Origin of the sequence: Vibrio sp. N418 (genome assembly GCF_000222565.1) — a bacterium.
Classification (GTDB): Bacteria; Pseudomonadota; Gammaproteobacteria; order Enterobacterales; family Vibrionaceae; genus Vibrio; species Vibrio scophthalmi.
The window spans coordinates 36,818-61,487 of the sequence record NZ_AFWD01000016.1 but is presented as its reverse complement, the minus strand read 5'-3'; the positions used below and the strand labels follow the sequence as shown (position 1 = coordinate 61,487).

Sequence of the window (24,670 nt, the reverse complement as noted above, 5' to 3'; positions counted from 1 at the left end):
CATGATAGCTAAAGTATCGCTCCTAAATTTTTAGAACTGGTTTCGATAATAACGAAAACAGCTAACCGAGACGATGCCATGATTACTGATGATAAAATTATTGAAACTTTAGACGAGCTAAGAGCGTTTCTAATTGCTGTAGAGAGTGGCGTACTAGGCCTACAAAACGTCGCAGGTTTGGCACTTGCGACACACAATAGCAGCGGTCGTCACTTTGTTGCGGCATTGGATGATAAGCACCAACTCCTACTTGGTCGCTGGGTGAGTGAAGAAGTCTTTAAGACCGGTCAAGATATGGTTCGTAGCGGCGTTAAACCGACCCACTAAACCTCATCAGGTTACGCTCATCCAATGATAAAGGCCGTCTTCAACACTATCTTTGAAGACGGCCTTTATTTTTCTAGCTGACTACTTTTTGTTCACCTTGGTTCATCTCATTCTCAAGCGATTGACTCGCAACACTCGAGCTAAAACAGGAGACGTCACTAGTCCATCAAGCTTTTCGATTTAATTGCTTTTTTCGCCAACTCTTTGGCAAATGCACTGATATCAGCTTCCATTGCGTCAATCGTGCTGCGTACATCATCGAGCGCGACCGTCTGCATCTGGCGATTTTCCATCACCACTTCACCGTTCACAATGGTTGTATCCACATTGCTTGGGTTGGCTTGAAATACCAGTGTTGCGTATGGATCATAGTTTGGCATCATATTCGCTGATTGCGTTTCGACAATAATGATATCCGCTTGCTTGCCTACTTCCAAAGAGCCGATACGCTCTTCCATATGCAAAGCCTTCGCACCGCCCATCGTTGCCATTTCAATCACTTGTTCTGGGATCATAATGGTTCGGTCATCATGTTTAAGACGCTGCATCGTGCTGGCATAGCTCAACGTGCGCCATAGATCGACTTGGTTTGAGCTCATTGGCCCATCAGTACCTAACCCCAAGCGAACATCCGTGCGATACATCTCCCACGCTGGCGCCATGCCTGTCGCGCCTTTTGCGTTTGCCATTGGGTTATAAGCCACGCCCGCATCAGCCTGTTTAACCAACTCAATGTCCTTTTCAGAGAAATGAATCCCGTGGGCTAACACCACACGTTCATCCAAAACACCAATTTGCGCCATGTACTCAACTGGCGAACTCGCTTGGTGCTCTTCTTTGATGCGCGCTTCTTCATTAGGGAATTCCGCCACGTGAATCAACACTGGCACATCTTGCTGTTTAGAAAGTTGATTGATTTTCTGGAGTTTCTCTTTACTCACAGTGTACACCGCATGCGGTGCATAAGCAGGCGTGATCAAAGGATCACCTTTATACTGGTCAATAAAGCCCTGTGCGTACTCAATGCCACCATAAGGAGCACTGCTATCCACCACTGGGAACTTAATCACGGTTTGGCCAAGCACGGCACGCAAGCCTACTTCTTTGGTCGCTTTGGCCATCTCATCCATGTGGTAGTACATATCGACATACGTCGTCACTCCACTTTGCGCTAAATCGATGGCGCCTAATTTCGTCGCATTGTAGATAAGCTCACGGCTTAGCTTCTCCCCCTCTAACGGAAAGAAGTAAGCAAACAATCGATTCGAAATGCCCTCTTCGCCCAAACCACGAAACGCAATCATCGGCAGATGGTTATGAGTATTAATCATGCCTGGCATCACAATGCCATCTTGTGCATCAATCAGCTTCGGTGCACGGTATTGCTCAGCAAGATCCGCCTCACCCACCGCAATGATTTTGTCGTCTTTCACCACAACAACACCATTTTCAATCACTGACATATTGCCATCAATCGTTAGTACTTCGCCGTTAGTGATGATGAGATCGGCATTGTAGCTTGGCGCAAACTGCGCACAACCAGTAAGCGCTAGCGTAATAATAGAGGCCAGCAAAGTAGGTTTGTTCATTATTGTTCTCTTTAAATCGGCAATTAAGCAAACGTTAAACTAAAATCGCGCGCATCATAAAAGAGCCCATCAACCAAAGCGAACAGTAAGATGTAAAAGAATGAGATCGTGAACAAAAAAATCGTCACTTCGCTGAAGAAATCGACAGAATCCTATCGTTCTTTCCCTGATGCGAATTTTTGCCCGCTTTGGTAGTTTTTTGCCCAGCCTAAGCAACATCTTGCCCTACAAGCAAAATTATCACTATAACAGACTGATTTTACTTACTTCTAACTTTGGCACACAACTTGACTATAGATAAGGGAATTTATGTAACTTAACTCAAAAGGAATGAAACATGCCAACTCCATGTTATATCTCAATCGAAGGCGAAACTCAGGGACTTATCACTGCGGGTGCTTGTACTGCAGATTCAATTGGCGACTCTTACGTAGAAGGCCATGAAGATGAAATGCTAGTACAGCGCTTTGATCACACGGTAACCGTACCGACAGATCCTCAATCTGGTCAACCTTCAGGTCAGCGCGTACACAAACCATTCAAATTCACAGTGTCACTAAACAAAGCCGTTCCACTGCTTTACAACGCGCTTTCTTCTGGTGAAAAAATGAAGAACATCGAACTGAAATGGTACCGTACTTCAATTGAAGGTAAACAAGAGAACTTCTTTACGACCAAACTTGAAAACGCCTCTATCGTTGATATTCAATGTGAAATGCCTCACTGCCAAGATCCAGCTATGGCGGACTTTACTCAAAATCTTACTGTGTCTCTTTCTTACCGTAAGATCACTTGGGATCACGTTAACGCAGGTACTTCTGGTTCTGACGATTGGCGTAAACCTGTCGAAGCTTAATCGCTTACGACAATTAGCCCGTCATTTGGCGGGCTAAATTTCCAGATTAATTAATGCCTTAAGCAAGACATTACGACGTAGTCTCTTGCTTAGGGCTTTGATGTTTAAGATTTTGATATTTAGACAGGGACGACTATGGCAACTCTTAATTTCAATTTTCACGTTGATGGGCTTGATGAAAATACCTTCGTTGTCAGAGAGTACCAAGGGCAGGAAACACTATCGAATGGCGAGGCAACACAAGGACGAGCATGCTTTGGTTATCATTTCGATATCGCCCTCGCGAGTCGTAACAATACTCTCTCAGCCGAGAACATCGTTGATAAAAACGTGCAGCTTGAAATCGTTCGTAATGGCGAAATTGTGCAGCGTATTCATGGCATCGCCCGTAACTTCACCGTAGGCGATACTGGCCACCATCATACCTTTTATCAGCTCACCTTAGTCCCGGCATTAGAGCGCCTTTCTTTACGTCACAACAGCCGTATTTTTCAATTACAAACCGTACCGGAAATTCTTTCTGTACTACTGCAAGAAATGGGTATTCATGACTATGCCTTTTCACTCAAACGCGAGTCTCTACAACGTGAATTCTGTGTGCAGTATCGCGAGACTGACTTAGATTTTCTACACCGTTTAGCCGCTGAAGAAGGCTTAGTGTATAGCTTTATCCATGAACAAGGAAAACACACCCTACTCTTTACAGATTGCAGTGAAAGCCAACCTGAGATCTCAATGCCAATCCCTTATAATGCGCTCAGTGGCGGGATCATTGATGAACCCTATATCTCGACTTTTACCACTAACACCCAATCCCATCCCAGCCATACGGCATTGCAGGACTACAGCTTTAAAAAACCACAATATCACTTTCAGCAAAATACTGTTGGGACAGAAATGAACCACCAGCGCACCGATGTTTATGAGCACTTTGATGCCCCTGGGCGCTTTAAAGATGATGAGAGTGGTAAAGCATTCAATCAAATCCGCTTAGAGTTTTTACGCCGAAACGCACATACCGCCCAAGGAAAAAGTAACCAGCCTTTGCTGCAAGCTGGCTTTAAATTTGATATGCAAGAACACCTCAACAGCGACAACAACCGTTCATGGTTAGTCGTCAGCGTTGAACATAGAGGCACACAGCCTCAAGCCCTAGAGGAGGATGGCGGAAGCGGCGCAACAACCTACAGCAATACCTTTAAAACCGTTCCTGCAACCGTAACCTGGCAGGCACAACCGACACCAAAACCACAAGTGGATGGCCCCTGTATAGCCGTCGTCGTTGGCCCTCAAGGTGAAGAGATATTTTGTGATGAGCATGGCCGTGTAAAACTGCATTTCCCGTGGGATCGCTATTCAAACGGTGAAGACAAAAGCTCTTGCTGGGTACGCGTATCTCAAGGTTGGGCGGGCAGCCAATATGGCATGATGACCATTCCCCGCATTGGTCATGAGGTTATCGTCTCTTTCTTAAATGGCGATCCTGATCAGCCCATCATTACTGGCCGCACCTATCATGCGAGTAATGTACCGCCCTATTCGTTACCAGATAACAAAACCAAGACCATTCTTCGCAGTGAAACCCATCAGGGTGAGGGCTTTAACGAGCTGAGTTTTGAAGACCAAAGTCAGTCAGAAAAAGTCTACCTACACGCGCAAAAAGACTTTGAGGCCGACGTACTCAATGACCACACCACGCATATCAAACGCGATAAACACCTAACAGTGGATAACGACCGTTTTACCCAAATCAAAAACAATCATCACTTAACCGTTGAAGGTGAAAGCCGAACCAAAATCAGCAAAGACAAGACTGATATCGTCGATGGCAGTACACATCATAAAGTCGCCAACAAACACGCGTTAAGTGCCGGTAGCGAAGTACATATCAAAGCCGGAGCCAAAGTCGTGCTAGATGCTGGTACGGAAATTACGCTTAAAGCTGGCGGAAGTTTTATTAAAGTCGACCCCGCGGGCGTGCACATTGTCGGCGCCGCGATAAACCTCAACTCCGGAGGCAGCGCAAGCAGCGGCAGCGGCTTTGGCGGGCAAATGGCGGTGTTGCCAAATAAAATCAATGCCGCACCTGCAGATCCAAGCCTTCATTCTCTGGATAACATTGACGCCTCACTCTCGGCGTTGGATCCAAAATTACAAAGTTCATCTTCGCCAAGAACGATCGTCAGCGCCCAGCAGAAAAGCGCATTAAAGGCGAGTTCGGCTGGGGTGAAAGGTGTTTGTGAAATATGTAAAAAGGCAAACCAATGATGCACGTTGACTTGCCAAACTTTAAACCCGCGGATGATGAACTTCTCTATCTTATTCTCGACGGGAACTCGATAGACGATATTGGCGTAAACCTCTATTCGCTCGAAAATGGGGTTAGTGCAGTATCTTTATATGCCAATACTGCGCTCACTAACCTCAATGAGATTTCCCCATGGGTACTTGAATTCCAGCCAGACAAGCAACCAAAAATTGTTGAATGGGTGATAGAAAATCAGTATTTCGATAAAGGTTTTGCTTGGTTATTATCATCGCAAGCCACGCTCTACGATGTTGCACAACACTTTCAGCAGTTAGCGGTTGTGAACTCTCCTTATTTGGGAGAACTCATTTTCCGGCTACCAGATGCTAGAATTGCTTACCCGTTACTAAAAGAACACATTGCCAGCGGTCAAACACGCTTAGTCGGCCCTATCAGAACTATGTACTTTCGCCAAGAACAACAATGGGCTTCGCTTACAGCGCCAAAACAATCTGACAATACCAGTCTTTATACATTAACCGATTCTGATGTAACCATTTTAGAGAACATCGCAACAAAAGCGTTTGCCACTAAGCTTGAAGCCCACATCAACACTTATTTCCCCAATAGCTTTGAAAACACTCTTCAGCCCAAGGCTGAAACATTGATCGTAAAAGCAAAGGAACTTGGTTTTACCACCGAGCGCGCTGTGTATTATTACGCCAATGTCATAGGGCACCTTGGCGCTGATTTTCAACAAAATCCACAGCATAAAACCATCACTCAATTGGTCAATAACCCAAGCACACAAACACCAGAACAAAGAATCGAAAAAGCGGCAGCTTTAGCGAAAGCATTCACACTAGGAGTCAACCATGTCTGATGAAAATGCAAGTGCATCACAGCAACCTTCAACAGAGGTCGGCTCCATCGCGGGTCAATGTCCGATGCAAGCAATGGGTATTGATATTATTCCGGTGCGTTATGCCATCGATGAATCGCTAGAAGACGGTTCAGGGCGCTTTGGTTTACCTGAAAAATGGCAAGGCAACGGCATTTACGCTGATGACTTAACTCGTTCAAACTACACACTACGTCAGCTAAGAGACGGCTGGCTCTACGTCATTAGCGATCACGATAAAACCTTTCACGAATATGAAGTTTGTGGAACACAACTCAAAAAGTATAACCTCGATAGTTGGGAAAAAGAGCAAGGTAAAGCAGAGCGAGGTGAAGCTGGTGAAAACAAGCCATTTTTAACCTATAACCAAGAAAATACGTTGTACATTGCTTGGTCAAAACAACGCTGGACGTGGCGTCTGTTTAATTACGTGCTTACCAATAAAAGCAAATGTAAGCAATGGATGCGAAAAGTCGATCTTAGCAAACATTGCCAAACGTTAAATGAACCACATATGGGGTTAGCCACCGACATAGCAGAAGCCGTATCGGACATTAGCCATACCGACAGTTCAGAGGCGTATTTTACAGGCACGAGCGTGCCAACCACCTTAGCTGAAGATGGCGATGCCGCGAATACAGAAATAAAACCCATCGCGCAATATGGCGCGATAACCAACGGTATAAAAAAAGGCGCGGCTATTTTTGTCGCGTTGGACGACCCGCTGGTGGATTTACAAGATCTCAGTTTAATACTGGGTGAAAAGGTACTGGACCATGCAGACTTACAAGAAAAAAATAGCCATAAGTGGGCGCTGCTAGAAACCACCGCGCAAGTCACTGCACTGAGTCAGCCAGAAGGCTTAAATTACCCCGACACAGTAAAAACCGAAGAAGAAAAGCAACAGTACTACCAAGACCTCACGCCATATATGGAATACAAGCGTCAAGCCGAAAACGCGCTAAAGCAAGGGGGGAACTTCGGTGCAGGAAGAGGCTATCTCGTTGACCAACAAGCGGAAATGGCGAAAAATGTGTTATTCGATAAATATGGAAAACACGACATAGACAATGCCGCGCTGCTTGAACGCTGGTCGGCAACCCAAAAATGGCGAGAAGAAGTCGACGCAAAAAAAATCTATCAAGCAATTGACGATTTTAACGCCAATGAGAAACCCGTATTAGAAGCACTTGTCGACACACTCAATATATTCCGCGACCAGTTAGTGGCTGCTACTCAACGGTTTGGCTGGGAGCCAGAAAAAGGCTTTGTCGATATTGAAGAACAGCAAGGGCAAGACTACCTTTCTGAAGTGCACTTCTTCATCAATGAAGTCGTCACTAAAGTACTGGATGAGAAAACCACTGCATGGATAGAAAAAGAGTTCGAAAGCCCTACGACTCTGCTCCCATTATATTTATCGGGATACAGCAAAGCTCTGTATGAAAAGATTGGCGATGAATTAATCCCTGCAGAATCTGATTATGTCAGCTTTAATGACACGGGTAATTTCACTTCCCGCATCAACGAAATGAATGCATTTCTCGGCACAGAAGAAGTACAAGATTCCCGCATTTATGCAGCGCTATCAAAACCATTGCAACAAGTGATGAAAGCCTTTCAAGCATCAATATCTGAAATGGTTGATGGGGGGGTGTCTATTATTGCACGCAAATCGGCTGCATTGGCGGTAATGTTCCCTAAGATGCATTTTATCGATCGTACAACAGTCGTTGAGCGCATAGCGATAGACAAAAAGATCACCTTACAAGAGGACTTTCTTAACCAACGTCGCAACTGGATGGCCGAGCGCCAGCGCGTTGCAAAAGAACTGAACCAAGCGTATCACGAGTTTAATGCCAACAAACTAGCCTCACATATAGATATTGTTGGTTACGATTCACAAAGCGCCAAGCAGAATATCGCCGCGCAATCAGACGCACTCGAACGCGAGATAGATGCTCTCTCTCAAAAACAACAAAGCTTCGATGAGCTTCACCAAGCAGAGGCAGAATACAAAAACAACGCGACACCAGAAACTGCCGCTCGCTACCAAAAAGCCTTAAACCAAATGGGCGAACTCTATTACGGTATGCCATCGATGTATCTTCTGGCCGAGCAAGACATCGCCAAAGAATTCAGAACCAACATCAAACAACAAATGGCGCGCGGGTTAAAAGTGACAGCAAGCACTTATAATAGCCTTGGTGGACTTGGCTTTATGGTTTTCTTGCTCAACGCCAAAGATCTCTACACCGGCTATGGTGACTTACAAAAAAACAGTGTCACCACCTCACGTGAGAAAGCCGAGCTGGCGCAAAAATTCTTTTACTCCTTAAATGCGCTGGGTTCGATTTTCCAAAGTAAAGCGTGGGCCAAGGTAGATAAGGGCACTGCAAGATTTTTAAGACAATCAATACAAGATGCAAGCGCACAACAAGCAGGACGAGTAGCTAAATTTGTCAACTTAACCCGCGTCACAGCAACCTTGGGGGCAATAGCTGTGGGAATAGAGTTGTTTTACGTGCTTGATGATTACTCTAAAGCAGAATCTAAAGAAGAAAAATTCTGCCTCGGAGTCAAAGCGGCTTCCTTATTTGGTATGGGTACCACATTCATACTTCAGCGTGCCGCCATAGCATTAGGTTCAAGGCTCGCTATGAGCGTGCTATTAGCGATTGCTAGCCCCGTTGTGGCGTTAATCATTGGCGGCGTGTATCTGATTTCTAGTCTTGTCTTAAATAGCTTAAAGAAAGATGATTATCAAAAATGGCTCAGCCGTTTACCGTGGAGTGCAGACAATGATTCAACTAAATTCACTGATACGCCAGAGGGGGTTGCCGAAGCGCTATTAGCCTTATATCAATTTACCATGCAGCCCAAGCTTTCAGCCCAACTGATGGTTGAAAGAGTCGAAAACAAAATATCGAGTTACCCAGCGGCTATCGCCACAACAACTGGCTTTAAACTCATTGTCGACTTGCCAGGTACACTTAACCAAGTGGGAAATATCGTCAAGGTAGGGATAAACAGCCCGTGTACCAACTTAAACCCAGCGACTGTAGTGTGGTCGCAAATGGGAGATGCATTACGCTACGAGCACAACCAAACCTTAAACAAAAAAACATCATTGGCGTTTGATATTGAAGTCAGCTTTTACATGCAACCAGAGAAAAGCAGCCACTTACATAAAAAGATAACCTATCACTATACGTTTAGTGGCGGGCAACTGTCAGACATACAATTAACGCCGATTCAGCCTTTAACAGCGGATGAAGTCAACACAAAATCACAAACACAAGTGTATGACCCGTCTTACTATACTGATCGCAAAGCCATCTGGGCAGGTGCTGATACGCCTTGGTCTAATTATGCATTACTGATTTAGGGATAATCATGAACCCCAACTTTCAAAAACAACAGCTCACTGACGAATTGATTAAAGCGATACGGGTGAATTCAAACAGAGTCGAATGGAACGCTTACGAAAAAAAACGTTTTGATGACGTAGAAAAGACGGCGACTAAAAAATGGTATGCGGAATTTTCGATGATTCACAGTATTCCCTACTTTCGTCAGGGTATGGGGATTTCGATGTTTTTACTTACTTATATGCTATTTTCATATCTAGAAGGCTCATTGCTTACTATTACCGATTATACATTCCCCGCAGCGCTCTTCATGTCCATTTTATTGGGGGTTGGATTTTGGTTTGCTGTGCCTGAAATTTGCAATCACTATAAATTTGGCCCTATAGCTTTTGCCGCTCACCAACATCAAAACTTATCGGATCAATACTTTTCAGCCGTGCGAAAAATAGCGTGGATTGGCGTAATATTCTGTATTGCCATTACCATCTGGGTTGGCCCAATGGCATTTGTCGGTGCCGGGGCCTCTGCGCTAATGGCGTTTAAAATGATTGATGCTAAGCGTGTCGACCTGTATTGGATTATTCCCTACGATTCAGTGCTGTTTATTGATGTCATTAGAAAAGATAATTACATCGCGATCTGGTTTAAAGATGTCGATTTTGATCTCGGCACGGAATCTCCACAAATATTTGAAAATGTTACAATCTACGGCTTGTTTTGTAAGCCCGAGCAATTTGGTGACATCCTAACCACCCTAAAATCCAAACTTCATCCAGAAGTGCAATTCTTTGAAAGCCCAAGTGTAGATAAAAAAATTAACTTCTTCGAAGAAGCAAAAAAGCACGACATTTCATTAATAAGCGTCCCTTTACACGAAAAAGAACAACAAAAAAACGAGTTCGATTCGACAGAAGACTCATGGTGATTTAGCAAATTTAGATTACCGGCCTATAATCAAGCGCCGCAGCAATGCTGACTTCATGTCGCTTACATACGGACGTATAATACTGAGATTAAACAGGCAAAGAGCGCATCGCTGCGTATGAACGATTATGGCAAACCCCGAATATAAAGAGACATTAGACAAACTGGATCAGGTGAGCGTCTGTTTGTATCGCGTGGGGATCAGTTGCTTTTCACTATCACTACTCGCTCTATCAGCGGTTCTAAGTGGTCTTTTTACCCACTTGTCAGAGTACTACTCATTAACCTTGCTGACTATCTGCATATCATCGGTATTAACTGCCGCAAACCTTCATGTGTACAGTAAACATGTTCGAGCGGTGATTTGCTGGTCGGCTTGGATTGGCATTTTGCTGATGTTAAGCGACGCTTCCCAAAGCCGAGTATGGCTATCGCTAGGATTTCTGTTTGTCTCGTTCTCGGGTATTGCGCTTAAAGAGTCGTTTTGCTTTAAAGTACTCGGTTTAAAGCTTGTTCCCGTATTATTGGCGAGTACAACGCTCTCTCTATGGCTTGAACAGTCATTGGTTAGTTCTGTTTTATTGGCATTGGCGGGGCTGGTTATGGGCTACTTATCAATCGCAAAATGGCGCATGCCACTTCACTTTGATATTGGTAATAAAGCCAACTACGAAATCTAGTCCATTTCGCTAAATTTCGTTGCCAGCACGACATGCAAGTAACGCAACTTGCTTTAGCCTAAAGGCCAAAGCAACGCTAGTGAAGCGGTTTAACCCTTATATTCAATCACTTGTTCAATAAAATCCGATTCACTGAACCACATAACGCGGCCAATATAAGCGTTATCCCTCAACTCGGTATCGATTTGTGCGGCAATTCTTGCCGTCATTTGAATCCAGCCATCCTGCTCATTGAGACCATCGATAAAATCGCTGACTATCGCTTTCGCATTGTCATCTAACTGCAAGCTTATAAAGTTCATTTTTTCTTCTTAACTCTCGCTATCAAAAAAAAGCTCCCATTACAGGAGCTTTCCAATAGTAATTATTATTACACAGCGGCCTGAATACTAGTATTGCATTCTATGGTAAATCACCGCGATTCCGATAGAAACCGTCAGCACCAGCGTTGCCATAAATGTAACCTTAAATGGGCAATACGATGAGCTATCTCGTAACTAGAGCGATTGAGGAAACATGAGATAGGCAGGGTTTGAGATTCGGCTAACTAAACATCAGAGACATTTCATCTATAAACAGTCATATTCACATTGGGATATGCCACTTTAGCGGCGATTTAAACTGCAAGGAAGAAAATGGAGCGACGCTGAGAATGATACTCAGGTGGGATATTCACTGAACAAGCTTAAAAAATGACTTAACCAAATTTGAGCCGATACAACAAAGCATTAATTAAAAGATTTTAATTAACAAAAGGGGCTAAACAGCCCCTTATATAATGATACGAATAATTAGTTAACGCATTGATAAAGCTGAGTATAACGCGTAGAAATACAGCCAAATAACTTATCACGACGAGCGCACTTATCTAGCGGTGTACCAAAAACCTGTGCGCCTTTGAATCCCCAAGCTTTACAGCCGTTTTCTGCCATTAAAAAAGCTTCTTGTTCGTCAATCACTGCCTGTTGAAGCAAGCCTTCATCATAGGCAAGCGTGATGGTTGCATCACCTTTACTGCCATCAGTCACGAACCAGTTTTTGTTTACAGGAGTAGCACACGCAGTCAAATTAGCCGCAATAACAAGAGCGGCAATCGTTTTGAATCTCATTGGGTTTCTAGTTTTATGATTCTTAAAAGGTGGCGCATTTTACACAAATTTTCGCGCTACGCATTACTAAAATATACGCGCATCATTTGCTATTTTATTCGCCCCCAAATGCACAGCGCTAACCTAGTTAGACATCATCAAAAAATAGACATAAAAAATGCCCCGGCAGAACGCTCAGGGCATTATTGTCTTTCTAAAGCTTAGTGACCTTTAATTAGGCATATTAGCTATAAATGTTTCTAGCTCAGACTTCGTCGGAGCACCGTTTGCTCCTTCGGTTGAGACGACAACAGCTGCAACCGCATTGCCAAGCCGCGCAGAATCAGCCAGTGACCACCCGGAACATAGACCAGCGAGCACACCGCCACAATGGCTATCACCTGCGGCAATCGTATCAACAACCTCAACGTTATGTGCCGGTATATTGATAGCCTCACATAGAGGTTCAATCACCCATGCACCATGCTTATCTAACCGATAAATTAAGCTCACTCCCTGTGCATCGGCAAATTTATGCGCATCAACAATCGAAGCCTCATTATCGCCAACCAGCAGCTTAAACTCATCTCGGTTTATCGTTAGAATCGGTTTCTTTGCCAGTAACTGGGTGATGAATACCGAATCTATCTCCGCAAATCTTGGTCCAAAATCGACAAAGATGCGGATGGACGGATCTAAGTTCAGCAACCATTTTTTCAGTGGTTCACTTTCTGCATCAACCAACTCGTAACCAGATACATACACCAGAGATCCATAGCTGATATCCAGTTGGTTAAGCTGATCTTCACACCAATACTGCTCACACCCTTCCACCGTGATAAAGGTACGTTCTTTATCCGGCTCAACCATCGCTAAGCACCAACCATTGTCTACCTGATGGTTATGCAGAAGTGGCACAAGACCTTCTTGTTGCATAGCCTTTTTCGTCATTTCACCCCAAGGTCCATTCCCCACAGGGATGCCATTAATAACCTCAATGCCTAAGCGAGCAAGGCTGCGCGCTACGTTAAAAGCACACCCACCGATCTGTTTAGATTGCTCACGAGCCACTTCATCACCACCACTGGTTGGCAGTTTTTTCATCGTTAAAATGATATCGCCAAATGCAGCACCAATAATCGCTACAGGTAAAGCTTGATTCAAATTTTTTAGATTCACCATGGGCATTCTCGTTATTTAGACAAGATTCGATGTGCAATCAAGCTAACAAGGAAAGAGACAAAAAGACCCAAGCTAGAATCAGCAAAGATCCCCACAGCAAATGGACCATCAATAAAGCCGGTATTCGTCACGAGTAAGCCAGAAATAGCACCGGCTAACCAGCAACCTAACGTCACTTTATTCACACCCGTTTCACCATAAAGCTCATCAACACGGTAGCCACAATGCGCACGATGCACATAATAGTCGTTAATAAAGATCGCAGCCCATGCCGCTAGGAATACACCACAGAAAACCAAGAAAGAAATAAATGGCCCTAAGAAATCTCCCGACACAAACAACACATAGATCGCAACGCCAAGCACCAATACAGCGTCAATCGCAATAGCAGTGCGTTGTTTCAGTTTTACGCCAATCGTCAATAGATTTAGGCTTGCCGAGTACAGGCTGATCACCGCAATTGTCACAATGCCTGCAACCGCCGCTAACAAGTAAGGTACCGCCATCCAAGAGGGTAATAAGGTGCCAATAGCAGCGATAGGGTTTTCATGAGAGGCAAGATCGGGGATCTGCGCTGTCAGTAATATGCCTGCAATAATAAGTAATAATAACGGCAGAGCTGCACCACCGACTACAGCAGAAAAAATGCTACGATTGCTTGATTTTCTTGATTGATCTCGGCTGTAATCTGCACCAGCGATAGCCCAACTAATCCCAGTTCCTGCTGCAATAATTGAAACCGCTGGTAGGAATCCCGTTAGCCAATCCCCTTGCGGTAGCGCCATGATCGCGCCCCAATCCGCCGTGCTCAACAAATATCCCACCACAATCAAGGTCATCACACCAAAAGAACGAGTGATCCACTCTTGCATTTTTAGAACGGTGTTTTGGCCTAGCATGCTCACAAACACGGTTAATCCGCCAAAGAGCACCAATGAAAACGCTGTCACATAAAGTGATTCTTCAAAACCTAATGCGACAAACAGTGCCGACAAAGTCAATGTTCCCGTGATGATATTGACCGCTTCCCACCCCATTAGGTTCATCCAACAAAATGACGTTGGTGCAATATTACCTTTTTTACCAAAACCAGCACGTGAGAGCGTCAGTGTGGTGGTGCTACCAATTTTACCAGCAATACTGGTGATACCCACCAAAGAGAACGACGCAACGCCGACAATCGCAGCGAGTACAGATTGAAAAAATGACAGACCAAAAGAGACAATAATAGCGCCATAGACAACACCTAGAATACCGATATTGGCTGCACACCAGACAAAAAACAGCTCGGTTGGAGCTTTGGTTTTTTGCTCTTCCGGAACAATATCAATACCCAGCACATTAACAGAAGAAGGCTCGGCATGTGCTTTTACATGTTTACTTGACGCACTGGCGTTATCAAAATTCATTTTGCTCACCTTTTCCATTAGGTCTGTATCCATTCAACTTTTCAGCGTATAGGCTGAACGAGGTGTTATTCGCTTGTTCAATCAGTTCAATGCTTTGCTTAGGGAATGCGTCAATGCCATGTATTGCACCACAAATTGCCGTTGCCATTGCACCGATGGTATCGGTATCGCCACCCAAATTAGCAGCAAGCTCCGCACACACCAGCGGATCAGTATTCGCTGCATCAACAAGAGCGATGGCCGCAGGGATAGACTCGATAATGTCCATTCCCGCCCCCACCTGTTCGTAAACGACTTTGACCACTTCCTGCTTATAAGCGTGTGATGCAATCTCTGCTTGAGAAGTGAGCGCGTGTTGTCTCTTAATTGCTGCAATCAATTCCATCGCATAAATGATTCGATAGCCTAACAGTGGACTGAAAGTGGATTGGTATTTCTTTTGGGCCACATTCACTATTCCACAAAGCTCATCTTTAATGACGCTCCAAGCTGCGCCATCAATCGCGCGGCTAATACACCAAGCCACCGCAGTCGCCCCGGCGATCGCAATATCAGACTTATGGGTCGCAATACAAGACAGGCGGACATCCGCAATAAATTGATCTAAATCCTCACAGCGAAGCAAACAACCTATTGGTGAAACGCGCATCGCAGAACCGTTGGTCACACCATTCGATTCGATCAGTTCGACATCAATACCTTGCGCGATATCATTCAACGTTTTCTTCGACGTTGGACCCAAAATATTTTTGTTAAATGCGTCCACATCGTGAGCCCACTTAATAATGTGTTTTGCTACGATATTCGGGTCAATTTCACCATCAGCTTCGATGATAGCTTCAATCAAAGCAATTGCTTGACTGGTATCATCGGTGTACTGGCCTTTTTCAAACTCATTTGCAGCGATGTTTTCTTCAGGACCAGCAAGAAATTCATCAATCCAACCGAAGTAGCTCTCTACTCGACTTTTTGGCCATAGTTCAGACGGCATGCCAAGAGCATCACCATAGGCTTGGCCAAGTAAACAGCCCTGAATTCGCTTAAGCGTTGTATTGTTATTATTTGTAGGGGTAACGGACATTTTGTATCACCATCGGTATATATTTTCCGCAATAATAATAAGTCCAGTTGCAGTCCAATAAAAGTCCCATTGTAGTCCAGTGTGACAGTTCCCACATTTTTTGTTATTCTGCTCAACAGTCCTAATTATTTGAATTTTTGAAACATGACGAGCCAAAACATAATCACTGCGATTAACGAAAATCTCAGCGATAACTCGCTAGCACCAAAATATATTCAATTAAAAGAAAGCTTTGAGTTAATAATTAAAAAGCGAATTATTGCGAATGGCGCCGTACTACCTTCAGAAAGAAAGCTGGCAGAAGAGCTAAACGTATCAAGAGTGACGATCGTCAAAGTCCTTGAAGAACTAAGACTGTCGGGCTTAATCATTAAGAAGCAAGGTAAAGGGACAACGGTTAACTTCCCACTGGACTACAACTTATCTGGCGGTGGTTTTTCTTCGCAATTACATAATCAAGGTCAATTATCGAACCGTTGGATCAGTCGTGAGCTGATTGAAGGTGAAGAGCACATTCGACAAGAACTCAATGTCATTCAGCCGAGTAAAATAGCAAAAGTAAAACGTGTACGTTTAACTGACGATACTCCTGTCTCTATTGAAACGATGTTTATTCCTCAAGTCTATTTACCAAGACCAGAATTGCTGGAGTGGTCGCTGTACCAGTATTGGAGCGAACAAGGCATTAAACCTTCTACTCAAGAATATCAAATTAATGCCCACCAGCTCACTCAAGAAGAAGCTGACATGCTAGAAACAGAAATGAGTGAACCGGCATTAATGATCATTCTCAAAAGCTTAGACCACCAAGGCAATATTCTTGAATACGGCTCTGCTATTTGTCGTAGTGCTAGCTACAACTTTAAATTTAAAGTGCAGCTATTAGATTAAGAACGTCAGGTTTAAATTCGCGTTAACACGTCCGTAGATATTGCACTGGCGATTCCTTTAATAGAGTGCGCTTAGATGAAACCGTTACTAGGCCAAAACGTTGCTTCTTAAACACCTCACGGAATGAATTAGAATGAATCACACCGCTGTTTACAGCATAACTTCCTGATCTCATTTATCGGGCCTCTCGCGCTTCTGCCAAAGTCAGATCTGGGTAGGTACCAAAAGAGAGGTAAGTAATTTTATCTTGGCCTGGTCGCTTGTAGCGAAATTGCCAAGAGCGGGAGTTACTTGGACGGATACAGAAATAGAGATTGCCACCATCAGATAGTCGATAAAGCTTATCTTTAGGTTTTGCCGTTTGGACTTGCCTAGCCGTGAGATTATTCGCCATTTTGATCCCTCAAGTAATACCTGAGCAAAGCTCAATTTTCGCAAAAATCTAGGTATTACTTTTGTCCGATAACTGCTTAACTTACATTAAGTTAAAAATCGAACTGATAGAGAAATGACAACAAAGCAATACCTGATTTAGTGCTCAAAAGTAATACTCGCATTAGATAGGGAGGCTGGGTATTACTTTAGGTATTACTAAAAACAAACGCTTTTCTGGAATGTTATGGCGCTAGAAAATTGTAACTGATTGACTTTGATAAGCTTTAGATACAAAAAGAGACGTCCTAAGACGTCTCTTTTCTAGAATGTGGCGGTGAGTGAGAGATTCGAACTCTCGATACGTTGCCGTATACACACTTTCCAGGCGTGCTCCTTCAGCCACTCGGACAACTCACCGAATCGTTAACAACTTGGCTAACGAGGCGCTAATTTAATGATTCTATAGAGTTAGGTCAAGCCAAAAGGCAAAAAAATAACGTACTAACGGATCGATTGGTCACTCTCTAGCTAAATTGATGACACTTTGTCCATCAAATTCGAGTACTTACGCTTGTGAACAGTAACCCGGTACCTTAAACCACTTACGGCATAGATCTAAGAAGTAGCCATACAATACACCCATCGCACAAGAAACAACCGCATTGGAAGCGACAGCAGTAATAATTTGGTCAGTTGATGCTCCGACCGTATAGAGAATACCGGCATAAACAGGAGACTGGAACAGTACATACGCGACCAAATCTGACAGGTTCTTCATCCGTTTAGACAATGAAACTCGGGCGCCTTGGCGCAAAACGAAATCTCTAAACACACCGTAAGGCCAAGCAATGGCAATATTAACTGGAATAGAAAGCAATCGAGAAGCCAGCGACTGCTCAAATGTCATACCCGAAATAAAAATTTCGATAAACATGCCTGAAATAAAGCAAAACACCACCATCGCAAACGTATCTGCTACTGCGCTACGAAAACAGAAAGATCCACGAGCTTTCATTGCAAACTCTCAACATATATCACTAGCATAGTGAATAAAGAACAATATAAAACGCCCAACAAAGCGAATTAAACCAGATTTATTCGCCATTAAACCACAAGAAACAAAGAATTAGATTTCAATTTTAAATATCAAGAGTCAATAAACTGCTGGTTTTTAGGCTTAAAATAGCCAAAAAAACTCAAACCGCCAAAAATAGCGGTTTGAGTCGGTTATATTGAATAAAATGTGTCGTTTAGAGTCAGCTATCTTTCAACAGTACGGTAAGAACATCAAGCTCATGACTTGAAGGGAGCGATTTGCTGTGTAGTAGCGGAGCAAGCGTCTCAGCCAATTGAGTGCCATTGCTGGATGAATTGCGATGAACATACTCGCTAATCGTGGTTAAGATTTGATGCGCTTCTTCGGTTTTTTGGTCTTCAACCGCGATGTGCAGCGAGACTAACTGCTGCTCTGCATTAAAAGCGATAAACTGGTTATCGCTTGCGATAGATTTGAATTGATACAGCTTTTCGTAATACCGATGCAGCATATCATCCAGCTCTTTTTCATCGATTGGCTTGGAAATAATGCAATTTACCCCGGCCGCTAACATCCTTTCTCGCGTCTCCTTAAACAGATCTGCGGTACAGCCAAAGATCAAGGTATCGGCCCGTTGCCCTTTTAACGCGCGAATTTCTGCGGTAGCCGTTATGCCATCTTTATTGGGCATGTGGTTATCCATCAATATCAAATCATACTGACCGTTTTGTACCGCCTCCACAGCCTGTTGGCCATCTTCAACATTGGTGCATTCAAACCCTTTGCTGCTGATGAAAGAGTTAATGACTATGGTATTAGTGCGGTTATCTTCAACAATAAGTGCTTTAAGGCCACTATAGTCATGCTTACGCAGCTCAATGACCTCTGCCGTACCCGGTGAGCAAATTTCCATTTCGAGAATAATGTCAAAAGTCGTCCCCACGCCGATAGAGCTCTGAACCGAAACATCACCATTCATTAATTCGCCAATTTGTTTAACGATAGCGAGGCCAAGCCCAGTGCCACCAAAGCGGCGAGTGGTTGACGACTCAGCTTGCTCAAACGGATTAAAGATTTTCTTTTGCGCCGCACGATCAATACCGATACCCGAGTCGGACACTCGAATATTTAAGCAATTGCGACCATCCAGCGTGACCTCCGAAAAGTGCACATCGACAAAACCATGAGAGGTAAATTTAACGGCGTTATTTAATAAGTTAAATAACACTTGGCGCAAGCGAGCTTTATCAGAGAGATACCAACGATCTTTACTCACTTCGTTGTGAATGTTGAAATCCAAGCCTTTTTCAGAACATAAGGTGTAGTAGACGCTATTGATGCTCCCCACGATCGACTCCAGCGGGAACGGGGCTTTATCAAGTTCAAGGTGTCCTTGCTCTATCTTCGAAAAGTCCAAAATCTCATTTAGCAGCAACATCATATGGTCGCCAGAATCATAAAGCGTTTTTAAATGCTTACGCTGTTCGTCGCTCAAATCCGTTTTAAGTAGAATCTGTGCGGTACCAAGCACGCCATTCATTGGCGTTCGGATTTCATGCGATATAGTCGCTAAAAAGGCACTCTTCGCGCGAGTAGAGGCCTGTGCCTTTTTCTTTTCTTGCTCAAGAAACACCGTCTTCTCATTGAAGGTTTCAATAAGATGTTGGATCTCATCATTGCTGCGATAACCAATATCGATGATTCCGCCAGTTTTAGAGTCATCTACCTTTTGTGCAATCAGTGTGATCGGTTCAATGATAAAGCGGCTGATAAGAACATAACCAAACAACACACAAAGTAGCATGATTGGCACAATGCCCTTTTCCACTTTACTGACTAAATCATAGACTTGATCTGCCACTAAACGATTGGCATTAACCACATCAATCGTCCAGTGAAAGCTACCAAACTGCTGACGACTGATGTAAATATCTTCCGCGACATTAAAATTATGCTCAACGATCACATCACCAAAGCCATCGCGCACAATCACACCAAGACCATGCTGTTCAGCGTGCTTACGCACAAAGTCGATTAGCGTGACCAACGAAACATCAATCGTCGCGACACCAGCAAATTCACCTTTAACGAAATACGGCGAAGAAGCGGTTATCATCTGTACGTGTGTAAACGGGTCAATATACACGGGTGACCACGACACCGTGCCAAGTGGTTTATCGACGGACGACAAATACCAAGGTTCTTTGTCGTACCCACCAGATTGGGCGTTGTTCCAAGCGTGGATTCTATCGACCTTGCCATCAATCGCACGATTGAAGAATAGACTTAAATAGGCCTCTTGGGGATTGACTGAATGGGGTGTTGGCCATAGTCCACCACTGGTGGTGACACCATCAATAACTTGAAAGAGTGATTGGAGTAATTCAACTTGCAGCGATTGGTCATAACCGGTGTTCCCAATGCTAACGATGCTTTGTAAAACACTTAACGAACTTTCTAGTGGGGCTTCAATCTGGCTGGAGATGATTTTTGAGCGAGAATCTAGATTGATAACAAGTTGATCGCGAACCGGAGGCTCTACCACCAAATAGCTTACTGTCCCTACCGTCGCAACGACGAACGCAAGGTACAAGCCAAGGGCAAATATGCTTTTCCGTTTTAGTGACGAGCTCTTAACCATAACCAACTGAATTTTTGACGTTTATATAAAATTATAGTCAATACTGAGTAACAGCAACCTATTTTTGTCGCAAAGGTGCTGTTACTATATCCATATCAACATTTACAACCTAAGTAGTGGTATTCATTTTGACTCTACAAGACATTCTCGCCCTTCCTGAACTGCAAGAAAAATTGATTAATCAGGCCAAAACTCAAGGTTTTGTTACAGCAATGGCGGCTGCACCGCATACGCTTGATCCGCATGAGTGGCTCCCTTTTCTATGGGGCGGTGAAGAAGTTGCACCATTTAGCGACGGTGAGCTGTTAGAGAGTTATATTGAACATGTGATCGCGCTATGGAATAACTATCGTCCAGCATTGTTAAACAATCAATGGCAGTGGCCTGAAGGCTGCGTATTAGACGAAGAAGAGATCGTGACAGAAGCAACGCGCGATTTCTGCGAAGGCTTCCTACAAGGCTGGCAATTATCGCGCGATGATTGGGAGTCAATCATGCCTGAAGATAGCCCAGAAAACGCCCTACTCGGTGGTGTATTGCTGTCGCTAAGCATGCTGTACGATCCAGAAACGTCACTCGCAACGATTGCTGAACAAGGCATCGAAGGTCTAGAGCAGTTTGAAGAGATCTTCAACGCGACCCCAACCATGCTTTCTGGCTTAACGATGCGTGGCATGCAATTGGTTGAAGCAGACCAGTAATCCGCACATGTGGCACTGATTCAAGATGAGAAAGGCTTCCGATTGGAAGCCTTTTTTACACCAGAGGTTTCTTTTCAGTAAAAAAACATCATTTCATCACTAAAGTCAGCGGATAGCACAGCCTAAAGGTTCGACCAATTGATCTGCTCAATACGCTCATCGGCGATGTAAAACAGCTTAGTCCCAGGATGAATCTCAACATCCAGATCAGGATTGAGCGCCATGCCTTGCTCGCCCTCCAATGCGATCAGGGTTGCCTTGTACTGCTTTTTCAAAAAGAGAAACACCGCTTCGACCTCGACTGCTGCGGCCTCTTGTGGGTAATAAGTTGAGTACTGAGTCATACCCCGCGTAGAAGCAAGCAACTCTTGATGCAATGCACTTGAGCCGGGATCCACCGCCGCTTTCGCTAGCATCTCAGCACCAACGGCTGGAATGCACTCTGCATTTGGGCAATGCTGGCTCAGTAGCGAGCTGAGGGCCTCATCTTTGAAATAAGCGACAAGATGGGCACTAGAATTAACGTTGGCACAATAGAGCGATGCTGAGAGCGTTATGTCATCTTCAAGATTATCGACGACGATGCAGCTTGCCTGTTCGATATTCGCATTTTTCATTTCTTGGCTATCGGTGTAACTGCTGACTTTGATAAAACCGATCTCACCAGGCAGCGGATTCTCAATCTCAGAGCGAGTACACAACACAATAGGCCTGTTCCCCTCTTCTTCATGTTGCAACATACGAATCAAATGCAAGGTGCGTTGGCCATTCCAGCCCAGTAATAAAATATGATTGTGTGTATTCACTCTTCGCTTCCCTAATACGCCTGCCCGCCAATATTCGACTAAATTTGAGCCAACTCGTCCCAGAATAGAGGCAAATAATGCCAAACCACCGGGGATCACAAACAACACCACGACCCATTTGCCACCATCCGTTACCGGTGAATGGTCGCCATACCCTACCGTTGAAGCTGTCACCATTAAGTAATAGATAAAATTAGATAAATTACCCGTGAGCTGTTCTTCTCCGGCAAGAGTCAGCAGCAACCACGACAGAATGACATAAAGCAGTGTAAGGATGGCTAAGTTTCGCGTACTCAAATCAAACAAGGTGGAGCGCAGTTTGCGCCGTAAGTAGAACCAGATCGCCATACCATTTCCTTGTCTTAGCTTTGTTCGATTGATAACTCTACTTATTGTATGCAGAACTAACGCGACTTTTCGAGTTTGCTTGGCATCAAAAATAGATTGTTGAGAAGTGTAAGACAAAAATGGCGCACTTGGTGAAGTGGCTAAAATCCGTTGTTGCATTTAAGTTAGGTAGCAAACCTCAGGCGTAAAAAAGCCAGCACGAGGCTGGCTAATAGGTGATTTTGGCTTAAACCAATCGTAGCTTATGCGTTGCCTTTTACTTGCAAGTTAAGCTGTTCAGCAAAATCTAACATACGGTTTAATGGGATCAGCGATTTTACGCGCAATGCCTCATCAACAAAGATTTCATGCTGCTCGCCGCCTTCACTCAACGCTTGCTCAATCGCAAACAAACCGTTCATCGCCATCCAAGGGCAATGTGCACAGCTACGACACGTCGCACCTGCACCTGCTGTTGGTGCTTCGATCAGTTCTTTTTCCGGCACTAACTGCTGCATCTTGAAGAAGATGCCTTTATCAGTCGCGACAATCATTTTTTGCTGTGGCAGCTCTTTTGCCGCTTTGATCAATTGGCTAGTTGAGCCAACAGCATCTGCCAATTCAACCACACTTGCTGGTGATTCAGGGTGAACAAGAATCGCAGCATCAGGATAAACGCTCTTCATCTTACGCAGTGCGTCAGCAGAGAACTCATCGTGAACCACACACTCGCCCTGCCACAACAGCATTTCTGCGCCAGTTTTGTTGGCAATGTATGAACCTAAATGGCGGTCTGGGCCCCAAATGATAGGCTTATCTTCGCTATCTAGGTGCTCAACGATTTCAAGGGCAATACTGGAGGTTACCACCCAATCTGCACGAGCTTTTACTGCCGCAGAGGTGTTCGCGTAAACCACAACCGTATGGTCAGGGTGTGCGTCACAAAATTCAGAGAACTTGTCTGCAGGACAACCAAGATCCAATGAACATTCTGCATCAAGTGTTGGCATTAGAATGCGTTTTTCTGGCGTAAGGATTTTGGCGGATTCGCCCATAAAACGCACACCAGCAATAATCAGGGTGCTGGCAGGATGGCGGTTGCCAAACTTAGCCATTTCTAATGAGTCACCAACAAAACCTCCCGTTTCTTCCGCTAATGCCTGAATCTCGGGATCCGTGTAATAGTGGGCAATCAGCACGGCATCTTTATCAATCAGCAGTTGCTTGATATTGGCAATATGGGCTTGCTTTTGCTCAGCCGTCAATGGCTTTGGCTTAGGAGGAAAAGGGTAAACAGTATCGATTTTATCTAGAATGTGACTCATTGCTTTGCTCTACGCAACTTCCGTTAGTTCGAGCATTGTAACTCCGATCGACATCAAGAATCAAAGCTGTTTGGCGTTAAAAGAGGGATAAAAAAAAGGCGCATAAGCGCCTTTTTTCGTCAATTAGCCTTTAGTTGAGCTTTTGCTGCGCAACTTTTGCAGAAGCACTATCTGGGTATTCAGTTACCACTTGTTGATAGTATTTCTTTGCTTGCTCAACGTTATTATTGCGCTCAGCAATATCACCTAACTTCACTAGCGCATCAGCGCGCTTATTCGAATCTTTATAAGCGATCACTGCAGCAAAGCTTTTCACCGCTTCTTTATCTTGCTTCTTAGCAAAATAAAGTTGGCCGAGCCAATAATGTGAATTAGGGGTAAACGTTGAATCTGGGAAATCTTTTTGGAATTGAACAAAAGCGCTTATCGCACCGGAATAGTCGCGCTGCTTAAGAATCAAATCGACTGCATTTTGATAGGCGGTTTGTTCATCAACATTGCTGCTGTATGTGCCTTTCGACTCAACAGGTTCTGTTGTTGTCACATCAGCGACGATCGCGGGCGCAGCTTTTGCTTCTTGGCGAACTTTATCAAGTTCAACAAACAACTCTTTTTGACGCTGCAACATTTGCTGCATGTCATAGTTGTTCTTTTCAATTTGGCCACGAAGTTCACTCACTTCGAGCGACATCGTGTCCAATTGCTGCTGCATTTGCAGTTGCACTCGGTTACGATTTTCTAGCAAACGTTCTAAACGCTGAATATCCGTTTCGTTGCTAGAGAATGTTCTAGAGCTACTGGTGCTGCCGCCAATATCTGCTACTGGGGCTGGTGCAGCGAACGCAAGGTTCGCTGCACTGGCCAGTAACGTAAGCGAAAAGACATGCTTTAAGTTACTGAACATGAGGTTAT

Annotated in this window: 20 protein-coding genes, 1 tRNA gene and 1 pseudogene; 9 read left to right on the top strand and 13 right to left on the bottom strand. The window is 44.2% G+C overall.

Annotation, left to right across the window (positions count from 1 at the left end):
• Nucleotides 1-78: 78 nt before the first annotated feature.
• A complete protein-coding gene (locus tag RH86_RS02615; RefSeq protein ID WP_009384812.1) occupies nucleotides 79-327 on the top strand; it encodes a hypothetical protein in 249 nt (82 codons plus the stop codon).
• A gap of 158 nt (nucleotides 328-485) precedes the next feature.
• Here the strand turns inward: RH86_RS02615 and RH86_RS02610 are convergent, their stop codons facing one another.
• Entirely contained in the window at nucleotides 486-1,916 is a 1,431-nt protein-coding gene (locus RH86_RS02610; protein WP_009384811.1) for an amidohydrolase, read from the bottom strand.
• Between the two features lie 337 nt (nucleotides 1,917-2,253).
• Here RH86_RS02610 and RH86_RS02605 point away from each other — a divergent pair, with 337 nt between their 5' ends.
• The 6 genes from RH86_RS02605 to RH86_RS02580 all read left to right on the top strand — a co-directional run bounded on the left by RH86_RS02605 (nucleotide 2,254) and on the right by RH86_RS02580 (nucleotide 10,896).
• Complete coding sequence (locus RH86_RS02605; protein ID WP_005598529.1) at nucleotides 2,254-2,772, top strand: Hcp family type VI secretion system effector; 519 nt, start codon at nucleotides 2,254-2,256, stop codon at nucleotides 2,770-2,772.
• 135 nt (nucleotides 2,773-2,907) lie between these two features.
• Nucleotides 2,908-5,040: a type VI secretion system Vgr family protein gene (locus RH86_RS02600; protein ID WP_009384810.1), complete on the top strand. Its 2,133-nt coding sequence runs from the start codon at nucleotides 2,908-2,910 to the stop codon at nucleotides 5,038-5,040.
• Nucleotides 5,037-5,903: a DUF4123 domain-containing protein gene (locus RH86_RS02595; RefSeq protein WP_223296317.1), complete on the top strand. Its 867-nt coding sequence runs from the start codon at nucleotides 5,037-5,039 to the stop codon at nucleotides 5,901-5,903. Before RH86_RS02600 ends, RH86_RS02595 begins: the two co-directional genes overlap by 4 nt.
• Nucleotides 5,896-9,309, top strand: a complete 3,414-nt coding sequence (locus tag RH86_RS02590) for a T6SS effector BTH_I2691 family protein (protein ID WP_009384808.1) — start codon at nucleotides 5,896-5,898, stop codon at nucleotides 9,307-9,309. The genes RH86_RS02595 and RH86_RS02590 overlap by 8 nt, the downstream gene beginning before the upstream one ends.
• An 8-nt stretch (nucleotides 9,310-9,317) precedes the next feature.
• A complete protein-coding gene (locus tag RH86_RS02585; protein WP_009384807.1) occupies nucleotides 9,318-10,217 on the top strand; it encodes a hypothetical protein in 900 nt (299 codons plus the stop codon).
• Nucleotides 10,218-10,344: 127 nt separating this feature from the next.
• Entirely contained in the window at nucleotides 10,345-10,896 is a 552-nt protein-coding gene (locus RH86_RS02580; protein WP_009384806.1) for a DUF2301 domain-containing membrane protein, read from the top strand.
• An 89-nt stretch (nucleotides 10,897-10,985) separates the two neighbouring features.
• Here the strand turns inward: RH86_RS02580 and RH86_RS02575 are convergent, their stop codons facing one another.
• From RH86_RS02575 to RH86_RS02555, 5 genes are all read right to left on the bottom strand, one after another.
• On the bottom strand, nucleotides 10,986-11,198 hold the full coding sequence (locus RH86_RS02575) for a hypothetical protein (RefSeq protein ID WP_005598549.1): 213 nt from the start codon (nucleotides 11,196-11,198) through the stop codon (nucleotides 10,986-10,988).
• A 489-nt stretch (nucleotides 11,199-11,687) separates the two neighbouring features.
• A complete protein-coding gene (yecR, locus tag RH86_RS02570; RefSeq protein WP_009384805.1) occupies nucleotides 11,688-12,005 on the bottom strand; it encodes a YecR family lipoprotein in 318 nt (105 codons plus the stop codon).
• Between the two features lie 210 nt (nucleotides 12,006-12,215).
• Complete coding sequence (locus RH86_RS02565) at nucleotides 12,216-13,166, bottom strand: PfkB family carbohydrate kinase (RefSeq protein ID WP_009384804.1); 951 nt, start codon at nucleotides 13,164-13,166, stop codon at nucleotides 12,216-12,218.
• Nucleotides 13,167-13,177: 11 nt separating this feature from the next.
• Nucleotides 13,178-14,575 carry a purine-cytosine permease family protein gene (locus RH86_RS02560; RefSeq protein ID WP_009384803.1) on the bottom strand — a complete coding sequence of 466 codons (1,398 nt, stop codon included), beginning with the start codon at nucleotides 14,573-14,575 and terminating at the stop codon, nucleotides 13,178-13,180.
• Complete coding sequence (locus RH86_RS02555) at nucleotides 14,565-15,656, bottom strand: ADP-ribosylglycohydrolase family protein (RefSeq protein ID WP_009384802.1); 1,092 nt, start codon at nucleotides 15,654-15,656, stop codon at nucleotides 14,565-14,567. Before RH86_RS02555 ends, RH86_RS02560 begins: the two co-directional genes overlap by 11 nt.
• Nucleotides 15,657-15,800: 144 nt before the next feature.
• On the opposite strand from RH86_RS02555, the gene RH86_RS02550 reads away from it, so the two are divergent.
• Nucleotides 15,801-16,547, top strand: a complete 747-nt coding sequence (locus tag RH86_RS02550; RefSeq protein WP_009384801.1) for a GntR family transcriptional regulator — start codon at nucleotides 15,801-15,803, stop codon at nucleotides 16,545-16,547.
• Between the two features lie 184 nt (nucleotides 16,548-16,731).
• Here RH86_RS02550 and RH86_RS02545 read toward each other — a convergent pair.
• From RH86_RS02545 to RH86_RS02530, 4 genes and pseudogenes are all read right to left on the bottom strand, one after another.
• Nucleotides 16,732-16,941, bottom strand: a pseudogene (locus tag RH86_RS02545) (Arm DNA-binding domain-containing protein); the annotation flags it as partial.
• Nucleotides 16,942-17,251: 310 nt separating this feature from the next.
• A tRNA-Ser gene (locus RH86_RS02540) sits at nucleotides 17,252-17,339 on the bottom strand.
• Between the two features lie 148 nt (nucleotides 17,340-17,487).
• Nucleotides 17,488-17,937 (bottom strand): L-alanine exporter AlaE, encoded by a 450-nt coding sequence (locus tag RH86_RS02535; RefSeq protein WP_009384799.1) that lies wholly within the window; start codon nucleotides 17,935-17,937, stop codon nucleotides 17,488-17,490.
• 241 nt (nucleotides 17,938-18,178) lie between these two features.
• On the bottom strand, nucleotides 18,179-20,599 hold the full coding sequence (locus RH86_RS02530) for a hybrid sensor histidine kinase/response regulator (RefSeq protein ID WP_038219143.1): 2,421 nt from the start codon (nucleotides 20,597-20,599) through the stop codon (nucleotides 18,179-18,181).
• 128 nt (nucleotides 20,600-20,727) lie between these two features.
• Between RH86_RS02530 and RH86_RS02525 the strand changes: the two genes are divergently transcribed.
• Entirely contained in the window at nucleotides 20,728-21,300 is a 573-nt protein-coding gene (locus tag RH86_RS02525; protein WP_009384797.1) for a UPF0149 family protein, read from the top strand.
• A gap of 122 nt (nucleotides 21,301-21,422) precedes the next feature.
• Here the strand turns inward: RH86_RS02525 and RH86_RS02520 are convergent, their stop codons facing one another.
• From RH86_RS02520 to ybgF, 3 genes are all read right to left on the bottom strand, one after another.
• Nucleotides 21,423-22,454, bottom strand: a complete 1,032-nt coding sequence (locus tag RH86_RS02520) for a potassium channel family protein (protein WP_009384796.1) — start codon at nucleotides 22,452-22,454, stop codon at nucleotides 21,423-21,425.
• A gap of 242 nt (nucleotides 22,455-22,696) precedes the next feature.
• A complete protein-coding gene (nadA, locus tag RH86_RS02515; protein WP_009384795.1) occupies nucleotides 22,697-23,758 on the bottom strand; it encodes a quinolinate synthase NadA in 1,062 nt (353 codons plus the stop codon).
• Between the two features lie 130 nt (nucleotides 23,759-23,888).
• A complete protein-coding gene (gene ybgF, locus RH86_RS02510) occupies nucleotides 23,889-24,662 on the bottom strand; it encodes a tol-pal system protein YbgF (RefSeq protein WP_005598563.1) in 774 nt (257 codons plus the stop codon).
• Nucleotides 24,663-24,670 lie beyond the last annotated feature (8 nt).